The sequence below is a fragment of the Pseudomonas sp. GL-B-26 genome (assembly GCF_019947405.1).
Lineage (GTDB): Bacteria > Pseudomonadota > Gammaproteobacteria > Pseudomonadales > Pseudomonadaceae > Aquipseudomonas.
Map to the genome: position 1 here is coordinate 39,534 of NZ_JAGYGJ010000013.1, position 22,872 is coordinate 62,405.

14 protein-coding genes are annotated in these 22,872 nt (G+C 60.1%); 2 read left to right on the forward strand and 12 right to left on the reverse strand.

Going from position 1 to position 22,872, the window contains the following annotated elements; genetic code table 11:
* The first annotated feature begins 8 nt into the window (after positions 1-8).
* Positions 9-3,098 (forward strand): efflux RND transporter permease subunit, encoded by a 3,090-nt coding sequence (locus KGB23_RS10960; protein WP_223431107.1) that lies wholly within the window; start codon positions 9-11, stop codon positions 3,096-3,098.
* An 82-nt stretch (positions 3,099-3,180) separates the two neighbouring features.
* On the opposite strand, the gene KGB23_RS10965 is transcribed toward KGB23_RS10960, so the two are convergent.
* From KGB23_RS10965 to KGB23_RS11010, 10 genes are all read right to left on the reverse strand, one after another.
* Complete coding sequence (locus KGB23_RS10965; protein WP_008149580.1) at positions 3,181-4,599, reverse strand: FAD-dependent oxidoreductase; 1,419 nt, start codon at positions 4,597-4,599, stop codon at positions 3,181-3,183.
* 33 nt (positions 4,600-4,632) lie between these two features.
* Positions 4,633-9,078, reverse strand: a complete 4,446-nt coding sequence (gene gltB, locus KGB23_RS10970) for a glutamate synthase large subunit (protein ID WP_223431108.1) — start codon at positions 9,076-9,078, stop codon at positions 4,633-4,635.
* A 350-nt stretch (positions 9,079-9,428) separates the two neighbouring features.
* A complete protein-coding gene (locus tag KGB23_RS10975) occupies positions 9,429-11,027 on the reverse strand; it encodes an SPOR domain-containing protein (protein ID WP_223431109.1) in 1,599 nt (532 codons plus the stop codon).
* Positions 11,028-11,037: 10 nt separating this feature from the next.
* Positions 11,038-12,138: a 3-dehydroquinate synthase gene (aroB, locus tag KGB23_RS10980; RefSeq protein ID WP_123366938.1), complete on the reverse strand. Its 1,101-nt coding sequence runs from the start codon at positions 12,136-12,138 to the stop codon at positions 11,038-11,040.
* Positions 12,139-12,289: 151 nt separating this feature from the next.
* On the reverse strand, positions 12,290-12,808 hold the full coding sequence (gene aroK, locus KGB23_RS10985; protein ID WP_010464421.1) for a shikimate kinase AroK: 519 nt from the start codon (positions 12,806-12,808) through the stop codon (positions 12,290-12,292).
* A 4-nt stretch (positions 12,809-12,812) separates the two neighbouring features.
* Positions 12,813-14,903, reverse strand: a complete 2,091-nt coding sequence (pilQ, locus tag KGB23_RS10990; RefSeq protein ID WP_223431110.1) for a type IV pilus secretin PilQ — start codon at positions 14,901-14,903, stop codon at positions 12,813-12,815.
* A gap of 13 nt (positions 14,904-14,916) precedes the next feature.
* Positions 14,917-15,444 carry a pilus assembly protein PilP gene (locus KGB23_RS10995; RefSeq protein ID WP_223431111.1) on the reverse strand — a complete coding sequence of 176 codons (528 nt, stop codon included), beginning with the start codon at positions 15,442-15,444 and terminating at the stop codon, positions 14,917-14,919.
* Positions 15,441-16,064, reverse strand: a complete 624-nt coding sequence (pilO, locus tag KGB23_RS11000; protein ID WP_223431112.1) for a type 4a pilus biogenesis protein PilO — start codon at positions 16,062-16,064, stop codon at positions 15,441-15,443. The genes KGB23_RS10995 and pilO overlap by 4 nt, the downstream gene beginning before the upstream one ends.
* Positions 16,061-16,627: a PilN domain-containing protein gene (locus tag KGB23_RS11005; RefSeq protein WP_223431113.1), complete on the reverse strand. Its 567-nt coding sequence runs from the start codon at positions 16,625-16,627 to the stop codon at positions 16,061-16,063. The genes pilO and KGB23_RS11005 overlap by 4 nt, the downstream gene beginning before the upstream one ends.
* The gene (locus KGB23_RS11010; RefSeq protein WP_046045616.1) at positions 16,627-17,691 is read right to left on the reverse strand and encodes a pilus assembly protein PilM; all 1,065 of its coding nucleotides are present in this window, start codon (positions 17,689-17,691) and stop codon (positions 16,627-16,629) included. The genes KGB23_RS11005 and KGB23_RS11010 overlap by 1 nt, the downstream gene beginning before the upstream one ends.
* 218 nt (positions 17,692-17,909) lie before the next feature.
* Here KGB23_RS11010 and KGB23_RS11015 point away from each other — a divergent pair, with 218 nt between their 5' ends.
* Positions 17,910-20,351 carry a penicillin-binding protein 1A gene (locus KGB23_RS11015; protein WP_411741496.1) on the forward strand — a complete coding sequence of 814 codons (2,442 nt, stop codon included), beginning with the start codon at positions 17,910-17,912 and terminating at the stop codon, positions 20,349-20,351.
* Positions 20,352-20,616: 265 nt separating this feature from the next.
* On the opposite strand, the gene KGB23_RS11020 is transcribed toward KGB23_RS11015, so the two are convergent.
* Together KGB23_RS11020 and KGB23_RS11025 are read right to left on the reverse strand one after the other, a co-directional pair.
* Positions 20,617-21,885: a malic enzyme-like NAD(P)-binding protein gene (locus KGB23_RS11020; RefSeq protein ID WP_223431115.1), complete on the reverse strand. Its 1,269-nt coding sequence runs from the start codon at positions 21,883-21,885 to the stop codon at positions 20,617-20,619.
* A gap of 183 nt (positions 21,886-22,068) precedes the next feature.
* Positions 22,069-22,869 carry a thermonuclease family protein gene (locus tag KGB23_RS11025; protein WP_223431116.1) on the reverse strand — a complete coding sequence of 267 codons (801 nt, stop codon included), beginning with the start codon at positions 22,867-22,869 and terminating at the stop codon, positions 22,069-22,071.
* Between the last annotated feature and the right edge of the window lie 3 nt (positions 22,870-22,872).

Consider the following 22,872-nt stretch of genomic DNA (forward strand, 5'->3'; position numbering starts at 1 on the left):
GCTTTTTTATGCCGCAGTTCTTTATCGATCGCCCAGTGTTCGCCTGGGTGATTGCGCTGTTCATCCTGCTCGCCGGCGCACTGGCGATACCGCAGTTGCCAGTGGCGCAATACCCCAACATTGCCCCGCCGAAAATCGAAGTTGTCGCCACCTATCCTGGGGCTTCGGCGCAGGCGATGGATCAAAGCGTCGTCAGCCTGATCGAGGAAGAGCTCAGCGGCGCTGATCATCTTCTGTATTTTGAATCGCGCAGCAGCCAGGGTTCCGCCACGATCACCTCGACCTTCAAACCCGGCACCAATCCCGAGCTTGCGCAGGTCGACGTACTCAATCGCTTGAAAGTCATCGAGTCGCGCCTTCCCCAAGCGGTGATAGAACAAGGGTTGCGCGTGGAGAAAGTCTCAACAGGTTTCCTGTTGTTCATCTCACTGATCGGCACCAGCGCGGATGTCGACAACGTTGCCCTCAGCGATTATCTGGCGCGCAATGTGGTCAACGAAATCAAGCGCCTGGACGGCGTCGGCAAGGTCCAGATGTTCGGCTCCGAGCGGGCCATGCGCATTTGGGTCGACCCGCAAAAACTGATCGCTTTCAACCTGACGCCGGCGGATGTCAACGCTGCGATACTCGCTCAGAACGCGCTGATAGCGGCCGGCAGCCTCGGCGAATTACCGGTCAGCGGCAGTCAGGAAATCACCGCGACAGTCCTCGTTGAAGGCCAATTGTCGAGCCCCGAAGCGTTCGCCGACATCGTGCTGCGCGCCGAGACCAATGGCGCCGTCGTACGTTTGGGCGATGTCGCCCGGGTCGAAATCGGCAGCCAGGAATACCAGTTCGGCACGCGCCTGAATGGCCAGCCTTCCAGCGAACTGGGCGTGCAACTGACGCCCGGTGGCAACGCCTTGAGCACGGCGACGCTGGTGCGCGCGAAGATGGATGAGTTGACCCGTTATTTCCCGGCGGACATGAAGTACCAGATCGCGTACGACACCTCGCCCTTCGTCAAAGTCTCGATCACCAAAGTGGTTTACACATTGCTCGAAGCGATAGTGCTGGTGTTTGCGGTGATGTACCTGTTCCTGCAAAACATCCGCTATACGTTGATTCCGACGCTGGTAGTGCCGGTGGCGTTGATGGGCACTTTTGCGATCATGCAAGTGCTGGGATTTTCCATCAATGTGCTGACCATGTTCGGCATGGTGCTGTCGATCGGCATCCTGGTGGACGACGCCATTGTGGTGGTGGAGAACGTTGAAAGAATCATGCTTCAGGAGCGGCTCTCACCCAAGGAAGCAACGCGCAAGGCAATGAAGCAAATCAGCGGCGCCATCGTCGGCATTACCGTGGTGCTGGTTGCCGTGTTTATCCCGATGGCGTTCATGCAAGGCTCGGTCGGGGTAATTTATCAGCAGTTCTCCCTGACCATGGCCACGTCCATTCTGTTCTCGGCATTCCTCGCCCTGACCTTGACCCCGGCGCTGTGCGCCACACTGCTGAAGCCCGTTGAAAAGGGCGAGCACGCGTCTCGTGGGTTCTTCGGTTGGTTCAACCGTCGCTTCGAACAACTGACCGACCGCTATCAGGATGGGGTCGCGTATGCACTGAAACGCAGCGGGCGTTATCTGTTCATCTATGGCGGGCTGCTGATTGTGCTGGTGGTGACGTTCAGTCGCCTGCCGTCCTCGTTTCTTCCGGTCGAAGACATGGGCTACACGATCACCGACATTCAATTGCCCCCCGGCGCGAGCCAGAATCGCACGGTCGAGGTGATCAAGCAGATCGAAGCGCATAACGCCACCGAGCCGGGTGTGGACAACAGCACCTTCGTGCTCGGCTTCAGTTTTTCCGGTAGCGGACAGAACGCCGGGCTGGGTTACACCGTGCTCAGGGATTGGTCGCAGCGGGGCAGCAATGACACGGCGGCGGCCATCGCCGATCGCGCGAACGCGGTAGTGAGCCAGATCAAAGGGGCAGAAGTGTTCGTTGTTTTGCCGCCGCCGATAGACGGTCTCGGCACGTCCAGCGGTTTCGAATTCCGCTTGCAGGACCGTGGAGGGCTTGGCTATGCCACGCTGATGAAGGCGCGCAGCGATTTGCTGGAAGCCGCGCAAGCTAGCCCGATCCTGATCAACGTCCGCGAAAGCGCGCTGGCCGAGGCGCCGCAGGTAAAACTCGATATCGACCGCCGGCACGCCAATGCGCTGGGCGTGTCTTTTGCCGATATTGGCAACGTGGTGTCCACGGGCATCGGTTCGGCCTACATCAATGACTTCCCCAATCAGGGGCGGATGCAACGGGTGGTGGTCCAGGCTGAGGGCGAGCAGCGCAATCAGGTCGATGATCTGCTGAAGATGCACGTGCGCAACAACGAGGGAAAAATGGTGCCACTGTCAGCCTTCGTCCAGGCCAAGTGGATTCAAGGACCGGCGCAATTGAACCGCTACAACGGTTACCCGTCGATCAGCATTTCCGGTGAGCCGGCTCCCGGCTACAGCACCGGTGAAGCCATGGCGGAAATCGAACGTCTGGTGGCGCAAGGACCGGCCGGGCTGGGTCAGGAATGGACTGGGCTGTCGTTGCAGGAACGCTTGTCCGGCAATCAGGCGCCGATCCTGCTCGGCTTGTCGCTGCTGGTGGTGTTTTTGTGTCTGGCGGCGTTGTACGAGAGTTGGTCGATTCCGACGTCAGTGTTGCTGGTGGTGCCGCTCGGCGTGCTCGGTGCGGTGCTGGCGGTGACGCTGCGCGAGATGCCCAACGACGTCTTCTTCAAGGTCGGATTGATCACCATCATTGGCCTGTCGGCGAAGAACGCGATCCTGATCATCGAATTTGCCAAAAGCCTTTATGACGAAGGCCACGATTTGATCGACGCCACCCTGCAAGCCGCGCGTTTGCGGTTGCGGCCGATTGTGATGACATCGCTGGCATTCATTCTGGGAGTGGTGCCGCTGGCGATTGCTACGGGTGCCAGTTCGGCGAGCCAACAGGCGATCGGCACAGGCGTGATCGGCGGGATGATCACCGCGACGCTGGCGGTGGTGTTTGTACCGGTGTTTTTTGTGGTGGTGATGCAAGGGGTGAAAACCCGCCGGCGCTGATGGGCAATTGCAGCAGCGGGTTTGTTCGCAAAGAACAAACCCGCTGCCACATTTTGACCGTACCGCAGATCAGGTCTGAACGTTAAACGCCCAAGTAATCCAGGATCCCTTCGGCGGCGTTGCGGCCTTCGAAGATCGCCGTTACCACCAGGTCGGAACCGCGAACCATATCGCCACCGGCGAAGATTTTCGGGTTGCTGGTCTGGTGCTTGTACTGACCTTGCTCCGGGGCCACAACGCGGCCCTGGCTGTCGGTCTGGATGCTGTGCTGTTCGAACCACGACGCCGGGCTTGGACGGAAACCGAACGCGATGACCACGGCGTCGGCCGGGATGATCTCTTCGGAGCCCGGAATCGGCTCAGGGCTGCGACGGCCGCGGGCGTCCGGTTCGCCGAGACGGGTCTCGACCACCTTCACGCCTTCGACGCGGTCTTCACCGACGATTGCGATTGGCTGGCGGTTGTAGAGGAATTTCACCCCTTCTTCCTTGGCGTTCTTCACCTCCTTGCGCGAACCCGGCATGTTCGCTTCGTCACGACGATACGCACAGGTCACCGACTTGGCGCCCTGGCGAATCGACGTACGGTTGCAGTCCATCGCCGTGTCGCCGCCACCCAGTACCACCACCTTCTTGCCTTTCATGTCGACGAAATCTTCCGGCGACTTTTCAAAGCCCAGGTTGCGGTTGACGTTAGCGATCAGGAAATCCAGCGCGTCATGCACGCCCGGCAAATCCTCACCGGCAAAGCCGCCCTTCATGTAGGTGTAGGTGCCCATGCCCATGAATACGGCATCGTACTCTTCGAGCAGTTGCTCGACGGTCACGTCCTTGCCCACTTCGGTGTTCAGACGGAACTCGATGCCCATGCCGGTGAAGACTTCGCGACGATTGCTCAGCACGGTCTTTTCCAGCTTGAACTCGGGGATGCCGAAGGTCAGCAGACCGCCGATTTCCGGGTTCTTGTCGAACACCACCGGGGTCACGCCGCCGCGTACCAGTACGTCGGCACAGCCCAGGCCCGCCGGGCCTGCGCCGATCACCGCAACACGCTTGCCGGTCGGTATGACCTTGGACATGTCCGGGCGCCAGCCCATGGCGAACGCGGTGTCGGTGATGTACTTCTCGACCGAACCGATGGTCACCGCGCCGAAGCCGTCGTTGAGGGTGCAGGCACCCTCGCACAGACGATCCTGCGGGCACACCCGGCCGCACACTTCCGGCAGGGTATTGGTCTGGTGCGACAGCTCGGCAGCCTGGAGGATGTTGCCCTCGGCCACCAGCTTCAGCCAGTTCGGAATGAAGTTGTGCACCGGGCACTTCCATTCGCAATACGGGTTACCGCAACCCAGGCAGCGATGGGCCTGATCGGCCGAATGCTGGGGTTTGAAGGGTTCGTAGATCTCCACGAACTCTTTCTTGCGTTGACGCAACAGTTTCTTCTTCGGATCTTTGCGCCCGACATCGATGAACTGGAAGTCGTTATTCAGACGTTCAGCCATTGTTAAAACCTCATCAAACTCTTCAGGCGCATATCACTGCGGGTTGGCACGGGTGCTGGAAAGCAACGATTTCAGGTTGGCAGCCTTGGGCTTGACCAGCCAGAAACGACGCAGATAGTCATCGAGGTTTTCAGCGAGGTTACGACCCCACTCGCTGTCGGTTTCCTCGACGTATTCGTTCAGCACGCGTTGCAGGTGGCTGCGATAGGCTTCCATCGCCTCACCGCTGATCCGCTGGATTTCCACCAGTTCGTGGTTGACCCGGTCAACGAAGGTGTTGTCCTGGTCGAGCACGTAGGCGAAACCGCCGGTCATGCCTGAGCCGAAGTTGTAACCGGTCTTGCCCAATACGCAGACGAAACCACCGGTCATGTACTCGCAGCAGTGATCGCCCGTGCCTTCCACAACCGTGTGAGCACCGGAGTTACGCACCGCAAAACGCTCGCCCGCGGTACCGGCGGCGAACAGCTTGCCGCCAGTGGCGCCGTACAGGCAGGTGTTGCCGATGATGGCACTGTCCTGAGTCTTGTAGACGCTGCCCTTCGGCGGAACGATGACCAGTTTGCCGCCGGTCATGCCTTTGCCGACGTAGTCGTTGGCGTCGCCTTCCAGGTACATGTTCAGGCCGCCAGCGTTCCACACACCGAAGCTCTGACCGGCCGTCCCTTTGAAGCGGAAGGTGATCGGCGCATTCGCCATGCCTTGGTTGCCGTGCTTGCGAGCGATTTCACCGGAGATCCGCGCGCCGATCGAGCGGTCGCAGTTGCAGATATCCAGCGCGAAATCGGCGCCGCTCATGTCGTTGATGGCCGAAGTGGCCAGGTCGACCATTTTCTCGGCCAGCAGGCCTTTGTCGAACGGTGGGTTGCGGTCGACCTGGCAGAACTGAGGCTTGTCCGCAGGGATGTGATCGCTGCCCAGCAACGGCGTCAGGTCCAGATGTTGCTGCTTGGCGGTCTGGCCTTCGAGGATGTCCAGCAGATCGGTACGACCGATCAGCTCTTCGAGGGAGCGCACGCCCAGCTTGGCCAGCCACTCACGGGTTTCTTCGGCGACGTAGGTGAAGAAATTCACCACCATGTCGACGGTACCGATGTAGTGATCCTTGCGCAGCTTCTCGTTCTGAGTCGCGACGCCGGTGGCGCAGTTGTTCAGGTGGCAGATACGCAGGTACTTGCAGCCCAGCGCGATCATTGGCGCGGTGCCGAAGCCGAAGCTTTCAGCGCCGAGGATGGCAGCCTTGATCACGTCGAGGCCGGTTTTCAGGCCGCCGTCGGTTTGTACCCGCACTTTGCCGCGCAGGTCGTTGCCGCGCAGGGTCTGGTGGGTTTCGGCCAGGCCGAGTTCCCACGGAGCGCCCGCGTATTTGATCGAGGTCAGCGGCGATGCACCGGTGCCGCCGTCATAGCCGGAGATGGTGATCAAGTCCGCGTAGGCCTTGGCCACACCGGCGGCGATGGTGCCGACGCCCGCTTCTGCCACCAGCTTCACCGAGACCAGCGCCTTCGGGTTGACTTGTTTCAGGTCGAAAATCAGCTGCGACAAGTCTTCGATCGAATAGATGTCGTGGTGCGGCGGCGGCGAAATCAGGGTCACGCCCGGCACTGCATAACGCAGCTTGGCGATCAGACCGTTGACCTTGCCGCCTGGCAGCTGACCACCTTCGCCGGGCTTGGCGCCCTGAGCGACTTTGATCTGCAGCACTTCAGCGTTGACCAGGTATTCCGGGGTCACACCGAAACGGCCAGTCGCCACTTGCTTGATTTTCGAGCTCTTGATGGTGCCGTAACGCGCCGGGTCTTCGCCGCCTTCGCCGGAGTTGGAACGCGCACCGAGGCGGTTCATGGCTTCGGCCAGGGCTTCGTGAGCTTCCGGCGACAAGGCGCCGAGGGAGATGCCCGCAGAGTCAAAGCGCTTGAGCACCGATTCCAGCGGTTCGATCTCGCTGATGTCCAGCGGCGTGTCCCGGGTTTTGACCTTGAACATGTCACGGATCATCGACACCGGACGGTTGTCCACCAGCGCCGTGTATTCCTTGAACTTGCTGTAGTCGCCCTGCTGCACAGCGGCTTGCAGGGTGTTGACCACGTCCGGGTTGTACGCGTGATATTCGCCACCATGGACGAACTTCAGCAAACCGCCCTGCTGGATTGGCTTGCGCGGGCTCCAGGCTTCGGCGGCCAAGGCTTTCTGCTCGGCTTCGATGTCGACGAAACGCGCGCCCTTGATGCGGCTTGGCACGCCACGGAAGCTCAGGTCGCAAACTTCTTCAGACAGGCCGATGGCTTCGAACAACTGCGCACCGCGGTACGACGTGATGGTCGAGATGCCCATCTTCGACAGGATCTTCAGCAGACCTTTGGTGATACCTTTGCGGTAGTTCTTGAACACCTCATAGAGGTCGCCCAGTACTTCGCCGGTGCGGATCAGGTCGCCCAGCACTTCGTAAGCCAGGAACGGATAAACGGCAGAAGCGCCGAAACCGATCAACACGGCGAAGTGATGCGGATCGCGAGCCGTCGCGGTTTCCACGAGGATGTTGGAGTCGCAACGCAGGCCTTTTTCGGTCAGGCGGTGGTGCACCGCGCCGGTGGCGAGCGAAGCGTGGATCGGCAATTTGCCCGGAGCAATGTGACGGTCACTCAGCACGACCTGGGTACGACCGGAGCGCACAGCTTCTTCAGCCTGATCGGCGACGTTACGGATTGCCGCTTCGAGGCCGACGCTTTCGTCGTAGTTGAGGTCGATGATCGCGCGTTCGAAGCCCGGACGGTCGAGGTTCATCAACGAGCGCCACTTGGCCGGGGAAATGACCGGCGAGCTGAGGATCACGCGCGAGGCGTGTTCCGGCGACTCCTGGAAGATGTTGCGCTCGGCACCGAGGCAGATCTCCAGCGACATGACGATGGCTTCGCGCAGCGGGTCGATCGGCGGGTTGGTAACCTGCGCGAACTGCTGGCGGAAATAGTCGTACAGCGTGCGCACGCGCTGGGACAGCACGGCCATCGGCGTATCGTCGCCCATCGAGCCAACGGCTTCGTAGCCTTGCTCGCCGAGCGGACGCAGCACCTGATCACGCTCTTCGAACGTGACCTGATACATCTTCATGTATTGCTTAAGTTGGTCTACGTCGTAGAACGCCGAACCGTGGTCGTTGTCTTCCATGGTCGCCTGGATGCGCAGGGCATTCTTGCGCAGCCATTGCTTGTACGGATGACGCGACTTCAAGCGGTTGTCGATGGCGTCGGTGTCGAGGATCTGACCGGTTTCGGTGTCCACGGCAAAAATCTGGCCCGGCCCAACGCGGCCCTTGGCGATCACGTCTTCAGGCTGGTAGTTCCAGACACCGATTTCCGAGGCCAGGGTGATGAAACCATTCTTGGTGGTAACCCAACGCGCCGGACGCAGACCGTTACGGTCGAGCAGGCACACCGCGTAGCGACCGTCGGTCATTACCACGCCGGCCGGGCCGTCCCACGGTTCCATGTGCATCGAGTTGTATTCGTAGAACGCACGCAGGTCCGGGTCCATGGTTTCGACGTTCTGCCACGCAGGCGGAATGATCATCCGCACGCCACGGAACAGGTCGATACCACCGGTGACCATCAACTCGAGCATGTTGTCCATGCTGGAGGAGTCGGAACCGACACGGTTGACCAGCGGGCCGAGTTCTTCCAGGTCCATCAGATCATTGGTGAACTTGGTGCGACGGGCCACGGCCCAGTTGCGGTTGCCGGTGATGGTGTTGATCTCGCCGTTGTGGGCGAGGAAGCGGAATGGCTGAGCCAGCGGCCATTTCGGCAGGGTGTTGGTGGAGAAGCGCTGGTGGAACACGCAAATCGAGGTTTGCAGGCGCTGGTCGCTGAGGTCTGGATAGAAGGCGGTCAAATCCGCCGGCATCATCAGGCCTTTATAAATTATGGTCTTGTGCGAAAAGCTGCAGACGTAGTGATCGGCGTCGGCGGCGTTGGCCACGGACGAGCGACGACGGGAGGTGAACAGCTTGACGGCCATGTCCTGATCGCTCAGGCCATCACCGGCGATGAACACTTGCTCGATCTGCGGCAAGCGCTCAAGGGCCAGGCGGCCGAGGACACTGGTGTCGATCGGCACTTTGCGCCAGCCGACGAGGGTCAGGCCAGCAGCGAGGATCTCGCGGTTCATGTTCTCGCGAGCGGCTTCGGCTTTGACCGGGTCCTGGTTGAAGAAGACCATGCCCACCGCATATTGCTTGGGCAGTTCGATGCCGAAGGTTTCCTGGGCGATGGCTCGCAGGAATACATCCGGCTTTTGAATCAGCAGACCGCAACCGTCACCGGTCTTGCCGTCGGCGTTGATCCCACCGCGGTGGGTCATGCAGGTCAGGGCCTCGATGGCCGTTTGCAAAAGGGTATGACTGGGCTCGCCCTGCATATGGGCTATCAGGCCGAAACCGCAGTTATCCTTGAATTCATCTGGTTGGTACAGACCTGCTTTCATAGACACTTTCTCACCAGGCTGCCTCTTGTCGAGGCAAATTTCTTTTCAATTCAACCACTTACCATCCGCGCCGAACGTACGCCAGCTTTGCGGGGGCAAAAGGGAGGTCATTGTACACACCGACACAGAGGCTCACAAATTTGACGACGAAATGTCGCAAATCTATGTCGCATTTGTGAAAGGTTTAAAGCGATATGCTGTGCTAGTCAAAACTTTTTTAATTTTGACCGCAACGACTCAAAGACTACTGTGACGCAGACACCACAAGGCACGCGGCCTGTAGAGGCGGCATGCACTTGTAGAAATTTTGAGGTGCCGGGAGAGGCGGCCTGGGTAAGGCCGCCGAATCTTCAGCGAGTTGTTGCCAGTTCCTGTTGGACGCTGGCGACAGTGCGAGGCCAAGGTTTACCAGCCTGAACCTTCGCTGGCAAGGCCTTGATGGCGGTAACGGCTGCATCGCGGTTGGCGAAGTTACCGTAAGTGATGACGTAAAGCGGCTTGCCGTTGAGGACTTTCTTGAAATAACGGTACTCGCCGCCCTGCTCCTTGACGAAGGATTGCGCGGCCGATTCGGAGCTGGTGCCGAGGATCTGCACCACGTAGTTACCCGGCGCTTGCCCTGCGTACCAGGTGCCGCCGGCGGCCTTGGCCACGGTGGCTGGTTTCTCGACAGGTTTGGCGGCAGCGGTGGCGGCGGCTGGTTTGGCTGGCACTGGAGCCGGCTTCACGGCAGGCGCTACCGGAACCGGCTTGGCAGTCGCAACCTGAGTCGGAGCAGGCACAGGCTTGGCGGCAGGTGTCGGTGCCGGGCCAGGCTGGATGCCCGCAGGCGGCGCGATGGTGGTTACGGTCGGCGGCGTAGCGCTCGAACCTTCGACCGGCACGCCGTCATCGCCCTCCGTGATGCCGCCTGCGGCTTCGGCCAACGGACCGCGCATGACCGGTTGCGAGTTACCGACCAGCGGCAATGGCATCGGTTGCGAGTTACCGGCGAATTCGACGGCAGGCGCGCCGCCGCTGTTAGGTTGTGGCGTGCCCTGGCCAAGCGGCAGTTGCGCCTGTTCATTGGCAGGTGCGCCAGTGGTCGGTGCTTTGCTGCGACCCGGCATCAACCAGGCGGCGGCTACCGCGACCACGACAACGGCGGAAATCGCCAATACGTGTTTCTTCGGCATGTTGAACCCCATACTTGGACGCTTCACCGCTGAGCGGCTGGCAATCATGGCTTCGATCATTGCATCGCGGGCAACCTGGTTGATGGTGCCAGGCCAACCGTCGGAGCTTTCGTGAATATCAGAGATCTGATCTGCGGTGAAAAGTTCGATACCCCGGCCGGCGCCTTCGAGCCGCTGGTCCAGATATTCGCGGGTTTCTTCTTCGGTGTACGGCTGCAACTCGATGACGTGGAAACGCTCTTCCTCGAGGCTCAGCGCGTCCAGTTGAGCTATCAGCGAGGACTCACCGAACAGGAACACATGCGGGCGACCTTCCGGAGCACCGGCAGCCAGGGCCAGCAAGGCCTCCAGCGCGGACTCGTCGAGTTGCTCGGCGTCATCCACCAGCAAATAGACTTCCTGCCCCGTCAGTGCAAGCTGCACCACTTGAGCCAGAATCGCGCCGATCTCGGCCTGGGCGACGTTCAGCGCCTGAGCCACCTGGCGCAGCACGCCGGCCGCATCACCGGCGCCACGGGCGGAAACCACCACGCTCTGCACCGACTGTTTGTTGGTGCTGGCCACCAGGGCCTGACGCAACAGCGTCTTGCCACTGCCTTGCGGGCCGGTGACGACCAGCAGCAACTGACTGTAGCGTGCCAGGTGATGCAGTTGCCCCAGCACCGGTTTGCGCTGGGCCGGGAAGAATTTGAAGCCAGGCACCCGTGGAGAAAAAGGGTCATGACTCAACTGGTAATGGCCGAGGAAAGCCTCGTCGGCGTGCAAACTAGTCATCGGGATCTTATTAACCTTTAAGCTGAGCCAGAGCGCGGTAATCCGCTCCCAGCGTGGCCTGTAAAACCTCTTTCGGATAATCGTCGGTCACCACCGCTTCGCCCATGTGGCGCAGCAGCACCAGGCGCAAACGACCGTCGATCACTTTCTTGTCAATTGCCATGTGTTCGAGAAAATCGGCTTCAGTCATCTCTTCAGGCGGGATGACCGGCAGGCCGGCACGCTGGAACAGACGAATGCCGCGATCACGCTCTTGCTCGCTGATCCAGCCCAGGCGTGCGGACATTTCCAAGGCCATTACGGTGCCAGCAGCGACCGCTTCACCATGTAGCCAGACACCATAGCCCATGTGGGTTTCGATGGCGTGGCCGAAGGTGTGACCCAGGTTGAGTGTGGCGCGAACACCGGTCTCCCGTTCGTCGGCACCGACCACCGCAGCCTTGGCCGCGCAAGAACGCTCGATGGCGTAGGTCAGGGCGACCTGATCCAGGGCGCGCAGGCGATCGACGTTGTCTTCAAGCCAGGTCAGGAACGGCTCGTCGCAGATCAGCCCGTATTTGATGACTTCAGCAAGCCCGGCGGACAGTTCGCGGGCCGGCAGGGTATTGAGGGTAGCGGTATCAATCAGCACCACGTTCGGCTGATAGAAAGCGCCGACCATGTTCTTGCCCAGCGGATGGTTGATCCCGGTCTTGCCGCCCACCGAAGAGTCGACTTGCGACAGCAGCGTGGTCGGGATCTGGATGAAATCGACACCACGCTGGTAGCAGGCGGCAGCAAAACCGGCCATGTCACCAATCACGCCGCCACCGAGGGCGATGACCGTGGTACGGCGGTCATGCCGCGCGGTCAGCAGACCGTCGAAAATCAGTTGCAGGGTTTCCCAGGTCTTGAACGCTTCGCCGTCCGGCAGCACCACGGAAACCACCGAGAACTGTGCAAGGCTGCGGGTCAGACGCTCGAGATAGAGCGGCGCAACGGTCTCGTTGGAGATGATCGCCACTTGCCGTCCGCGGATATGCGGGGCCAGCAGCTCAGGCTGATCCAACAAACCTTCGCCAATATGAATCGGGTAGCTGCGCTCGCCTAGATCGACCTTGAGTGTCTGCATGTGTCCCCACAGTGAAGATGGAATCAGGCGTCCTGCCTTGAGTTAACGAATGTCCACGGCGTCTGCTGGTGTGACGCCGTTCGGTAGCCATCCGCCACAACCTTGAGCGGCCATGACAGGACGCCGAGGATAGCGCATTTCGCGCTGCGCTTTAACGGGGAGGTAGCTGCTGCAAGCGTTCGAGAATATCGAGCACGACCATTCGCGGCGGCCGCTCATCGGTTTCCACCACCAGATCGGCGATTTCACGATAAAGCGGATCGCGGATTGCCAGCAGATCCCGAAGGGTCTTGGCCGGATCGGCAGTACGCAACAGGGGTCGATTGCGATCGCGGGAAGTGCGGCCGACCTGCTGTTCGACAGACGCATGCAGATAGACCACCCGCCCCCCGGCGTGCAGCGCCCGACGATTGGCCTCGCGCATAACCGCGCCGCCACCGGTCGCCAACACCACGCCATCGCAGCCACACAGCTCGGCAATCATCGCCTGCTCGCGGTCACGAAAGCCCGGTTCGCCTTCTTTATCGAAAATCCACGGAATATTGGCGCCCGTGCGCAATTCAATTTCCTTATCGGAATCTTTGAATGGCAGGCGCAGCTCTTTGGCCAGCAACCGGCCGATGGTGCTTTTTCCAGCCCCCATCGGTCCAACAAGAATCAAATTTCGCACAGAATCAATGACTCACAGCAATCGCCTGGTTATTCATGATACGCGGAGTGAGAAATACCAGCAGCTCGGATTTTTTCTCCGAAACCACGTCACGCCGGAAAAGGCGGCCAAGATACGGCACATCACCGAGAAATGGCACCTTATCTACAACCTTGCTTTGAGTATTTGAGAAAACGCCGCCAATCACGATGGTCTCGCCGTCGTTGACCAGGACCTTGGCATTGACCTCGTTTTTCTTGATCGGCGGTACATCCTGCACCTTGTTCAGGTAATCCGGTTCGTCCTTGGTGACCTTGACCTCCATGATGATCCGGTTGTCCGGAGTGATCTGCGGCGTCACCTCCAGCGACAACGAGGCCTCCTTGAACGACACCGAGGTAGCGCCGCTGGAGCTGGCTTCCTGATAGGGAATCTCCGTGCCCTTGAGGATTTTCGCGGTTTCCTTGTCCGAGGTGACCACCTTGGGTTGCGAGACGATTTCGCCGTTACCGGTCTTCTCCATGGCCGTCAGCTCGAGATCCAGCAGCACATTGTCGGTGATGAAGGCGATGCCGAGCCCCGAGGTGTTGGCGACGGTGCCCAGGTCGACAAACGGCGAGTTGGTGCTGGTGCTGCCCGGCGTACCGATGGTCGATGAAGCGTCAGCCCCATTATTGCTGACCCCGGACGTGTTCCAGTTGCCCTTGTTCTGCAACGAACCGCCCCAGCGCACGCCGAGACTTTTGTCATAGTCGACGTTGGCTTCGACGATGCGCGCCTCGATCATCACCTGACGCACCGGGATATCCAGTTGCGCGACGATACGGCGCAGTTCGTCGAGGCGATCCTGGGTCTGGTAGGCAATGATGTTGTTGGTCCGCTCATCCACCGTGATCGAGCCCCGCTCGTCAACTTTTGACTCGGCGCTGGTCACCGACTGGAACAGCTTGGCGATATCGGCAGCTTTGGCGTAGTTGACCTGCAACAGCTCGCGACGCAGGGGAGCCAGGTCGGCGATTTGCTTCTGCGACTCCAGTTCCTGACGCTCGCGGGCGGAGATTTCATCGGCCGGAGCGACCAGCAAAACGTTACCGATCTTGCGTTTATCCAGGCCCTTGGTTTTCAACACCAGATCCAGCGCCTGATCCCACGGTACGTTCTGCAAACGCAGCGTGATGCCGCCTTGCACTGTGTCGCTGGCCACCAGATTGAGGTTGGTGAAATCGGCGATCAGTTGCAGCACCGAACGCACATCGATGTCCTGGAAATTCAGCGAGAGCTTTTCACCGGTGTAGGCAAAGCGTTCGGTGTTGCGTTTCTGCAAGTCATCGACGGTCATCGGCCGGATGCTGACGGTCAGCTTGTTGTCGGTCTGATAAGTCGAATAATCGAAGGCGCCGCCGGGTTCAATGCTGATCGTGGCCCGATCACCCGTGGCGCTGGCGTTGACGAACTGCACCGGCGTGGCGAAATCCTTGACGTCCAGACGGACACGCAACGGCTCAGGCAACTGGGTCTTGGCGAAACCGAGGATGATCTTGCCGTCGCGCTCCTGAATGTCTGGGGCAATGGAGGGATCCGACAGATCGATGACCACATTGCCTTCGCCCTGGGTGCCGCGCTGGAAATCCACACCCCGAATGGCCTTGCCTACCGGCGCATAGGCTTTCGCCAGGGCTGGCGTTGCAGTCGCGGCGCGCGGCGTTTTGGGCGCCGGGCTGGAGGCCGTCTTGTTGGCCCCTTGCCCGACCACCACGAACAGCGTGTTGCCTTCGACCCGCGCGTTGTACGGCGTCAACTGGGTCAGATTGATGATCAGTCGCGTACGGTCCTTGGCTTGCACCACCGTGGCACTGCGGGCATTTCCGCCCCCCAGGTCACGATTTTTGCTTTTAAGCTGACTGACGACGCCAGGCAGATCCAGCGCAATTCGTGCAGGCGATTCCGTGGTGTAACCGTGGGGCGGCGGTGGCGGCCCATCGAACGACAACTTCAACTCGACGCGGTCCCCCGGCAGCGCGGCGACATCCAGCGCTTTGAGGTTGGCCGCTAGTACCATCGGCGACAGCAACGCTATCCATAGCGAAATACCGAAGGTTGAGAAAATCCTGTTCATTATTCGAGTTCCACTATGAGTGTTCTTTCAAAGGGATGGTCCGCGGCCGCTCCAGCCAGGCGCCTTCGCCGTCGGGAACGATTTCGACCACATCGACCTGCGAGCCGCTGATGGCGACGATCCGCCCATCGTTACGCCCCAGGTAATCGCCGACTTTCAACCGATGCACCCCGCCCGCCCCGCGCAGCAGCGCAAAGGAGCCGGTCGCATTGGCGATCGTTCCGACCATTTCAAACTGCTCGATGTTGAAACCTTCGAGGTACTGCTTGACCCGAGTCGGGTCAGGTTTGACGTTGCGCGAGCCGTGTTTCTGACCGGCCAGATCGACTCTGATCTGTCGGGAAAACGGGCTTCGCAGGTTGGCGGCGCTGTAGGTGAATGTTGGGTAAGACCGAAATGTCGGCGTTGGTTCAATCTTGCCGGGGGCACGTAAACGCATTTCGTTCATGTACGCATCCAGGTCGCTGAAGTCATTGTCGCTGCCGCAACCGACCAGGCCGGAGACCAACACCACCAGCGAAAAGCAACGAATCGGGCTCATTTTTGCAGCCCCTTGTCGTTGTAGCGGTAGGTCTTGGCGAGGATGCTCATGCGCAACTTCGGGCCACCTTCCGGATTGGCCGGCGCAAGGTCGAAGTCATGCAGGGTGACAATCCGTGGCAGCCCGGCGACGCCGCTGACGAAGGTGGCAAGGTCGTGATAGGCGCCGGTGACAGTGATCTGGATCGGCAGCTCGATGTAGAACTGCTGCGTGTTCTCCGGCAGCAGTTTGATCTCTTCAAACTCCAGGCCACTGCCCAGGCCGGTGCGAGTGATGTCCTCCAGCAGGCCGGGCACTTCGGTGTCACTGGGCAATTGCCGCAGCAGCACGCCAAAGGAGTTCTCCATTTCCTTCATCTGCTGCGTATACAGCTCCAGATTCGCCGCCATATGGGCTTTGTTGGCGAATTGCTCCTTGAGGGTCGACTCTTCCTCGCGCTTGAGTTCGAGATGGCTCTGAAGGTCGCTGATGGAAAAACTGTAGCCCAGCGAGAGCACCAGGATCATGAGCAGGATACCCGTCAGTGCCTTGATGGCTGGGGGCCAGGAACCCATGTTATTGGTGTCCAGGTCATTGATGTCGATCTTGCGCAGGCCTTCGAACCAGTCAGACAGCCTCATTTGCCGCCCTCCGCAGCAGCGGGCTGAGTCTGACGAACGGTCAGCTGAAAGACGTTGGCCTGATCCAGCTGACCGGCGGTCGTCGCTTTGACTTCCGTGAGGCTGGGCGCATCAAACCAATCGGACGCATCCAGATTGCGCATCAGGTCTGACACACGATTGTTGGACTCCGCCGCTCCGGTGATGGACAAGGACTTGCCGGCCATTTTCACCTCAGTGAAATACACGCCGTCAGGCAGCGTCCGCGCCAGTTGATCGAAAATACGCCCGCTGATCGGCCGGTTGCCTTGCAGGTCCTGGATGATGCGCATGCGCTCGACCAGTTGCTGGCGACGGGCCTTCAAATCGCTGATCTGTTTAATCCGCTCGTCGACCACGGCAATCTGTTTACCGATGTAATCGTTACGAGCCACTTGCCGATCAATAGCGCCACTGATGGCCTGGTTCGCGATCAGCACCGCGCCCACAGCCCCCACCATCACACCGACCAGCGCCAGCAAAAAGCGTTTGCGGCGCGCTTCACGTCGCTCTTCGCGCCAGGGTAAAAGATTGATCCGTGCCATCAGTCGAAACTCCTGAGGGCCAGCCCGCAGGCGATCATCAGTGCCGGCGCATCGCTGGCCAGGGCACCGGCGTTGACCTTGCTGCTCAGGGCCATGTCGGAGAATGGGTTGGCCACTTGCGTCGGCGTACCCAATCGTTGCTCGATCAACCGGTCCAGCCCCGGGACCGATGCGGTACCGCCGGCCAGCAGGATGTGATCAACCGAGTTGTACTGACCGGAGGCGAAGAAAAACTGCAACGAACGCGACACCTGCTGCACCAGCGCATCGCGAAACGGCTGCAACACCTCACTGACGTAATCGTCCGGCAAACCACCCTGCTTCTTCGCCAGCCCCGCCTGCTCAAGGGTCAGGCCATAACGTCGCTGGATTTCCTCCGTCAGTTGACGACCGCCGAACAATTGCTCGCGGGTGTAGATGATCCGCCCCTGGTGCAGCACGCTCAGGGTGGTCATGGTGGCGCCGATATCGACCACCGCTACCGTCAGACGCTCCTGAGAAGCCGCCAGTTGGCTCGCCAGCAATCCGTAGGAACGCTCCAGCGCATAAGCCTCGACGTCGACCACGCGGGCTGTCAGGCCGGCCAGGGCCAGGGCCGCTTCCCGGACCTCGACATTTTCCTTGCGACAGGCCGCCAGCAGCACATTGACTCGTTCGGGGTTGCGCGCAGAAACGCCCTGGACCTCAAAGTCGATGGCCACTTCGTCCAATGGATAAGGGATGTATTGATCGGCCTCGATCTTCAGCTGGTTTTCCATTTCGTCGTCGGAAAGACCGGCGTCCATCTCGATGGTCTTGGTGATCACCGCCGAACCGGCTACGGCCACGGCGACGTTCTTGAGGTTGGTTCTGGCCTTGAGCAGCACGCGCGCGAGTGCCTGCCCTACGCCTTCGAGCTCGGCAATATTTTTCTCGACCACCGCGTTGGTGGGCAAAGGTTCCACCGCATAGGCCTCGACCCGATAGCGGTCGCCTTGGCGGCTTAGCTCCAGAAGCTTGACCGACGTGGAGCTGATGTCGATCCCCAGAAGCGTATTGGCCTTTTTATTAAAGAGTCCTAGCACTACCAATTCCCTATGACTATCCGTGTCTTACGGACTCTGTAATATCCGTTGCGTTCAAACCACCCGTCTTGACAGCAGCGCAAATGACGCCCCCGATGGAAAAATGCTTATAATGCCCAGCGTTTTTTTCCGGTTTTTACTTCAAGCGCGGGTCGTTCCCTGTTTATCTGAACCCTGATGCCAAATTCATTCTTTGCCCTGGATGTCCAAAAGCCTTGATTCGTCTGCTGAAATTTTTCGGTTGGTCCATCGTCGCCGTTTTCTGCGGACTGCTCCTCGGTCTTAGCGGCGCCTTTCTCTACCTTAGTCCGGGTTTGCCATCCGTGGAGGCGCTGAGAAGCATCCAGTTGCAGATTCCTTTGCGGGTCTACAGCAGCGACAACAAGCTGATCGCAGAATTTGGCGAAATGCGCCGCACACCGATCCGGTTCGCCGACATTCCCCCCAATTTCATCAATGCGTTACTAAGTGCTGAAGACGACAACTTCGCCAACCACTACGGCGTCGACCCCAGCAGCCTGATGCGCGCGGCCAGCCAGTTGGTAAAAAGCGGACACATTCAGTCCGGCGGCAGCACCATCACCATGCAGGTGGCGAAGAACTTCTTCCTGACCAGCGAACGCAGCTTCTCGCGCAAAACCACCGAAATTCTCCTGGCCCTGCAGATTGAACGGCAGCTGACCAAGGACGAGATCCTCGAGCTCTACGTCAACAAGATCTATCTGGGCAACCGCGCCTACGGTATCGAAGCCGCCGCGCAGGTTTACTACGGCAAGTCGATTCGTGATGTCAGCCTGGCGCAGATGGCGATGATCGCCGGCCTGCCAAAAGCCCCGTCGCGCTTCAACCCGCTGGCCAATCCGGCCCGCAGCAAGGAACGTCGCGACTGGATCCTTGGGCGCATGTACAAGCTCGGCAAAATCACCGAAGCCGACTACACCACCGCGATCAACGAGCCGCTGAACGCCAGTTATCACGTGCCGACCCCGGAAGTGAATGCGCCGTACATTGCTGAAATGGCCCGCGCCGAAATGGTCGGCCGTTATGGCAGCGACGCCTATACCGAGGGTTTCCGTGTCACCACCACGGTGCCGAGCAACCTGCAGGAAATGGCCAACACCGCGGTTCACGAAGGGTTGATGACCTACGACCAGCGTCATGGTTATCGCGGCCCCGAGTCGCGCCTGCCGGGCAAGACTCGCGAGGCCTGGACAACCGAGCTGACCAAGCAACGCACCATCAGCAGCCTTGAACCTGCCATCGTCACCCAAGTCGACAAGACCGGCCTGCAAGTGATGACCCGTACCGGTGACGAACACGTCGGCTGGGACAGCATGAAATGGGCGCGCCCATTCCTGAACACCAACAGCATGGGCGCCAATCCGAAGCAGCCTTCGGACGTCGCCCAGGTCGGCGACCTGATTCGTGTGCAACGCCAGCCGGACAACTCGCTGAAATTCAGCCAGATCCCGCAGGCTCAGGGCGCGCTGGTTTCCCTCGATCCGCAGAACGGTGCCATTCGCTCCCTGGTCGGCGGTTTCGCCTTCGAACAGAGCAACTACAACCGCGCCTTGCAGGCCAAGCGTCAGCCGGGTTCGAGCTTCAAGCCGTTCGTCTACAGTGCGGCGCTGGATAACGGCTACACCGCCTCCAGCCTGGTGAACGACGCACCGATCGTGTTCGTCGACGAGTATCTGGACAAGGTCTGGCGCCCGAAGAACGATACCAACACCTTCCTCGGCCCGATCCGCTTGCGTGAAGGCCTGTACAAGTCGCGCAACCTGGTTTCGATCCGGTTGGTGCAAGCCATGGGCGTTGGCAGGACGATCGATTACATCACGCGCTTTGGCTTCAACAAGCAGGACCTGCCGCCCAACCTGTCGCTGGCCTTGGGCACCGCGACGCTGACGCCAATGGAAATCGCCACCGGTTGGAGCACTTTCGCCAACGGCGGCTACAAGATCAGCCCCTACATCATCGACAAGATCGAAAGCCGCAACGGCGACACGCTGTTCGTCGCCAACCCGCCGAGCGTCCCGAAAGGCAACGTCGTCACTGACGGCATCGCCGCCCCAGTCGCGGCCAACGCCTTCACCGTCAACGCAACGCCGGGCGAAGCCTTGACCGCCCAGCCAACGCCACAAACGCCGGCCGTGGCCGAGCGCATCGTCGATGGTCGCACCACGTTCATCCTCAACAGCATGCTCGAGGACGTGATCAAACTCGGTACCGGCCGCCGCGCCCTGGCCTTGGGCCGCAGCGACATTGCGGGCAAGACCGGTACCACCAACGAGTCCAAGGACGCCTGGTTCTCCGGGTACAACGCCGATTATGTGACCACTGTCTGGACCGGTTTCGACCAGCCTGAAAGCCTGGGTCGCAAGGAGTTCGGCGGTACCGTCGCCCTGCCGATCTGGATGAGTTACATGGGCGCCGCGCTCAAAGGCCTGCCGCCTCATACGCAGGCAGAGCCGGAAGGCATCCTCAGCCTGCGAGTCGACCCGGTCAGCGGCCGTGCAGCCACCCCAGGCACGCCAGGCGCCTACTTCGAGCTGTTCAAGGCCGAAGACACGCCACCGTCGGGGAACGAGCTGGGCAACGGCACTGCGCCGGGCAGCCCACTGCCTGCGGATGAAGCGGCGCCGATCGATTTGTTCTGATCGCCTGAAGCTGCAAAAAGCCCCGCCTTCGAAAGAAGAGCGGGGCTTTTTTTGATTTGTGCATTCCCCACATAGATGTGTCGCTTGTCAGGCCGTCTTCGCGAGCAAGCCCGCTCCCACAGGGGTACGCATTCCAATGCGGGAGTGGCGGTGCGGCGATCCGACTTGCTCGCGAAGGGGCCATCACAACCGCCGCCAAACCCACAGGCGAAAAAAAGCCCCGACTCGCAAGAGTCGGGGCTTTCTATTGAAGCGCTACAACGACTTAGCCGTTGAACACGTCATCCACGCTTTTCAGCGGGTAGTTCTTCGGATACGGCAGGGTCGCTACGCCGGTCTCGATCGCAGCCTTGGCCACGGCATCGGAGATCACGGTGATCAGACGGGCATCCATTGGTTTCGGAATGATGTACTCACGACCGAATTCCAGTTTGATGCCGCCGTAGGCGTCGCACACTTCCTGAGGAACCGGCAGCTTGGCCAGTTCGCGCAGGGCGTTGGCCGCAGCCACTTTCATTTCTTCGTTGATGCGCTTGGCGCGAACGTCCAGGGCACCACGGAAGATGAACGGGAAACCCAGCACGTTGTTGACCTGGTTCGGGTAGTCCGAACGGCCGGTCGCCATGATCACGTCGTCACGGGTAGCGTGAGCCAGTTCCGGGGAGATTTCCGGGTCCGGGTTGGAGCACGCGAACACGATCGGGTTGGCCGCCATGGATTTCAGGCCTTCAGCGCTCAGCAGGTTCGGGCCGGACAGGCCAACGAACACGTCCGCGCCTTTCAGGGCGTCAGCCAGGGTGCGTTTCTCGGTCGAGTGAGCGAAAACAGCCTTGTACTGGTTCAGGTCGTCACGGCCGGAGTGGATCACGCCGGTACGGTCAACCATGAAGATGTTTTCGATGTTGGCACCCATGCTCACCAGCAATTTCATGCAGGAGATGGCGGCAGCACCGGCGCCCAGGCAGACGATCTTGGCGTCAGCGAGGGTTTTGCCAGCGATTTCCAGGGCGTTGATCATGCCGGCCGCAGTAACGATCGCGGTGCCGTGCTGGTCATCGTGGAATACCGGAATGTCGCACTGCTCGATCAGAGCACGTTCGATCTCAAAGCACTCAGGTGCCTTGATGTCTTCCAGGTTGATGCCACCGAAGGTGATGGAGATGCGCTTGACGGTGTCGATGAAGGCTTGCGGGCTTTCGGAGTCGACTTCGATGTCGAAAACGTCGATGCCGGCGAAGCGCTTGAACAGCACGCCTTTACCTTCCATCACTGGCTTGGAAGCCAATGGGCCGAGGTTACCCAGGCCGAGAATTGCGGTGCCATCGGAAATGACTGCAACCAGGTTGCCTTTGCCGGTGTATTTGTAGGCCAGTTCAGGATCGCGGGCGATTTCGCGTACTGGTTCGGCTACGCCGGGGCTGTAGGCCAGCGACAGGTCGCGGGCGGTAGCGGTGGCCTTGGTGAGCTCGACACTCAGCTTCCCTGGACGGGGATGGGCGTGATATTCGAGAGCGGCAGTTTTCAAATCAGACATAGGGGCATTCCGCTTTTTACTGTGGGACAGACGGACCGCCGAGGATACTCGCCTCGCAAAGTCCTCACAAGACTGACCAGTCACCCCTGTCAAGCACCCGGCCCTACGACTTTGGGCCAAGAGCCACGGAACACAAGGGATAGACTGTTCACAATCGAAATAAAAAATGTCTACAATTTTTTATCACTGCGCCATCTGAAGCATCGCCGGGTCGGTCAATGGCAGAAGCCAGCGCGCCTGCCCTTCTTTCAGTCCGCCGCGCCGCGAACGGTCCAGCACCCAGCCACGGACCTCGATCTGCCTGCCCTTCAGCCGCTCGAGATTCGCCACATCGAACAGCCCCAGCAAATTGGGTGCAACGCGCAGTACAACCGAATCCTGCAACTCGATCCAAACCCCGCCACGATTGCGCTGAACCTTGCTCACACGACCGCTGAGCACAGCGAAACCGGAAGCGCTGATCTGCTCCGCTTTCAGCACAGGAGATTGGCGCCACAAGCCGAGCCCGGCCTGACGGGCACTGTGTTCAGCCGCTTGCTGGCAGTCGACCAGATCGACATTCGGCGCGACCGCTACCTGGAAACCGAGCCCTTCAGCGAGCATCTGCGCTTCAAGGTTGGTGCCATCGGCGCTGTAGACATGGGCCAAGGTACGACCGTAATGATCTTTGCTTTCCTTACCGGGCAATAAACCGACCCGTCCGTCGCTGGCGTTCACCAGTGCTTCCAGGCGTTGGCGTGCCGCCACCGCGAACGGCTCGTCGGAGCGACCTTTCTTGCCCAGCTCCGGCGTATTCAACCCGATCATGCGCACGCTGCGGCCATCGCTCAGGCGCAGCGTGTCACCATCGACCACCCGTTGCACCACAACGGATGTCAGCCCGCTTGGCGCCGGGCAGAAGGCCTGGGCAGCGGAAAGCCAAATCGCAGACACAAAAAAGGCGCCCGCGAGGGACGCCTTTTTCATCAGCAAGGTAAAGCCCATGGG

Bases quoted from the DNA above. Each gene is read 5' to 3' on its own strand.
- pilQ (WP_223431110.1), bottom strand. From the start codon at position 14,903: ATGAACAGGATTTTCTCAACCTTCGGTATTTCGCTATGGATAGCGTTG.
- aroB (WP_123366938.1), bottom strand. From the start codon at position 12,138: ATGCAGACACTCAAGGTCGATCTAGGCGAGCGCAGCTACCCGATTCAT.
- KGB23_RS11020 (WP_223431115.1), bottom strand. From the start codon at position 21,885: ATGTCTGATTTGAAAACTGCCGCTCTCGAATATCACGCCCATCCCCGT.
- KGB23_RS10975 (WP_223431109.1), bottom strand. From the start codon at position 11,027: ATGACTAGTTTGCACGCCGACGAGGCTTTCCTCGGCCATTACCAGTTG.
- KGB23_RS10965 (WP_008149580.1), bottom strand. From the start codon at position 4,599: ATGGCTGAACGTCTGAATAACGACTTCCAGTTCATCGATGTCGGGCGC.
- KGB23_RS10995 (WP_223431111.1), bottom strand. From the start codon at position 15,444: ATGAGCCCGATTCGTTGCTTTTCGCTGGTGGTGTTGGTCTCCGGCCTG.
- KGB23_RS10960 (WP_223431107.1), top strand. From the start codon at position 9: ATGCCGCAGTTCTTTATCGATCGCCCAGTGTTCGCCTGGGTGATTGCG.
- KGB23_RS11025 (WP_223431116.1), bottom strand. From the start codon at position 22,869: ATGGGCTTTACCTTGCTGATGAAAAAGGCGTCCCTCGCGGGCGCCTTT.
- pilO (WP_223431112.1), bottom strand. From the start codon at position 16,064: ATGAGGCTGTCTGACTGGTTCGAAGGCCTGCGCAAGATCGACATCAAT.
- gltB (WP_223431108.1), bottom strand. From the start codon at position 9,078: ATGAAAGCAGGTCTGTACCAACCAGATGAATTCAAGGATAACTGCGGT.
- KGB23_RS11005 (WP_223431113.1), bottom strand. From the start codon at position 16,627: ATGGCACGGATCAATCTTTTACCCTGGCGCGAAGAGCGACGTGAAGCG.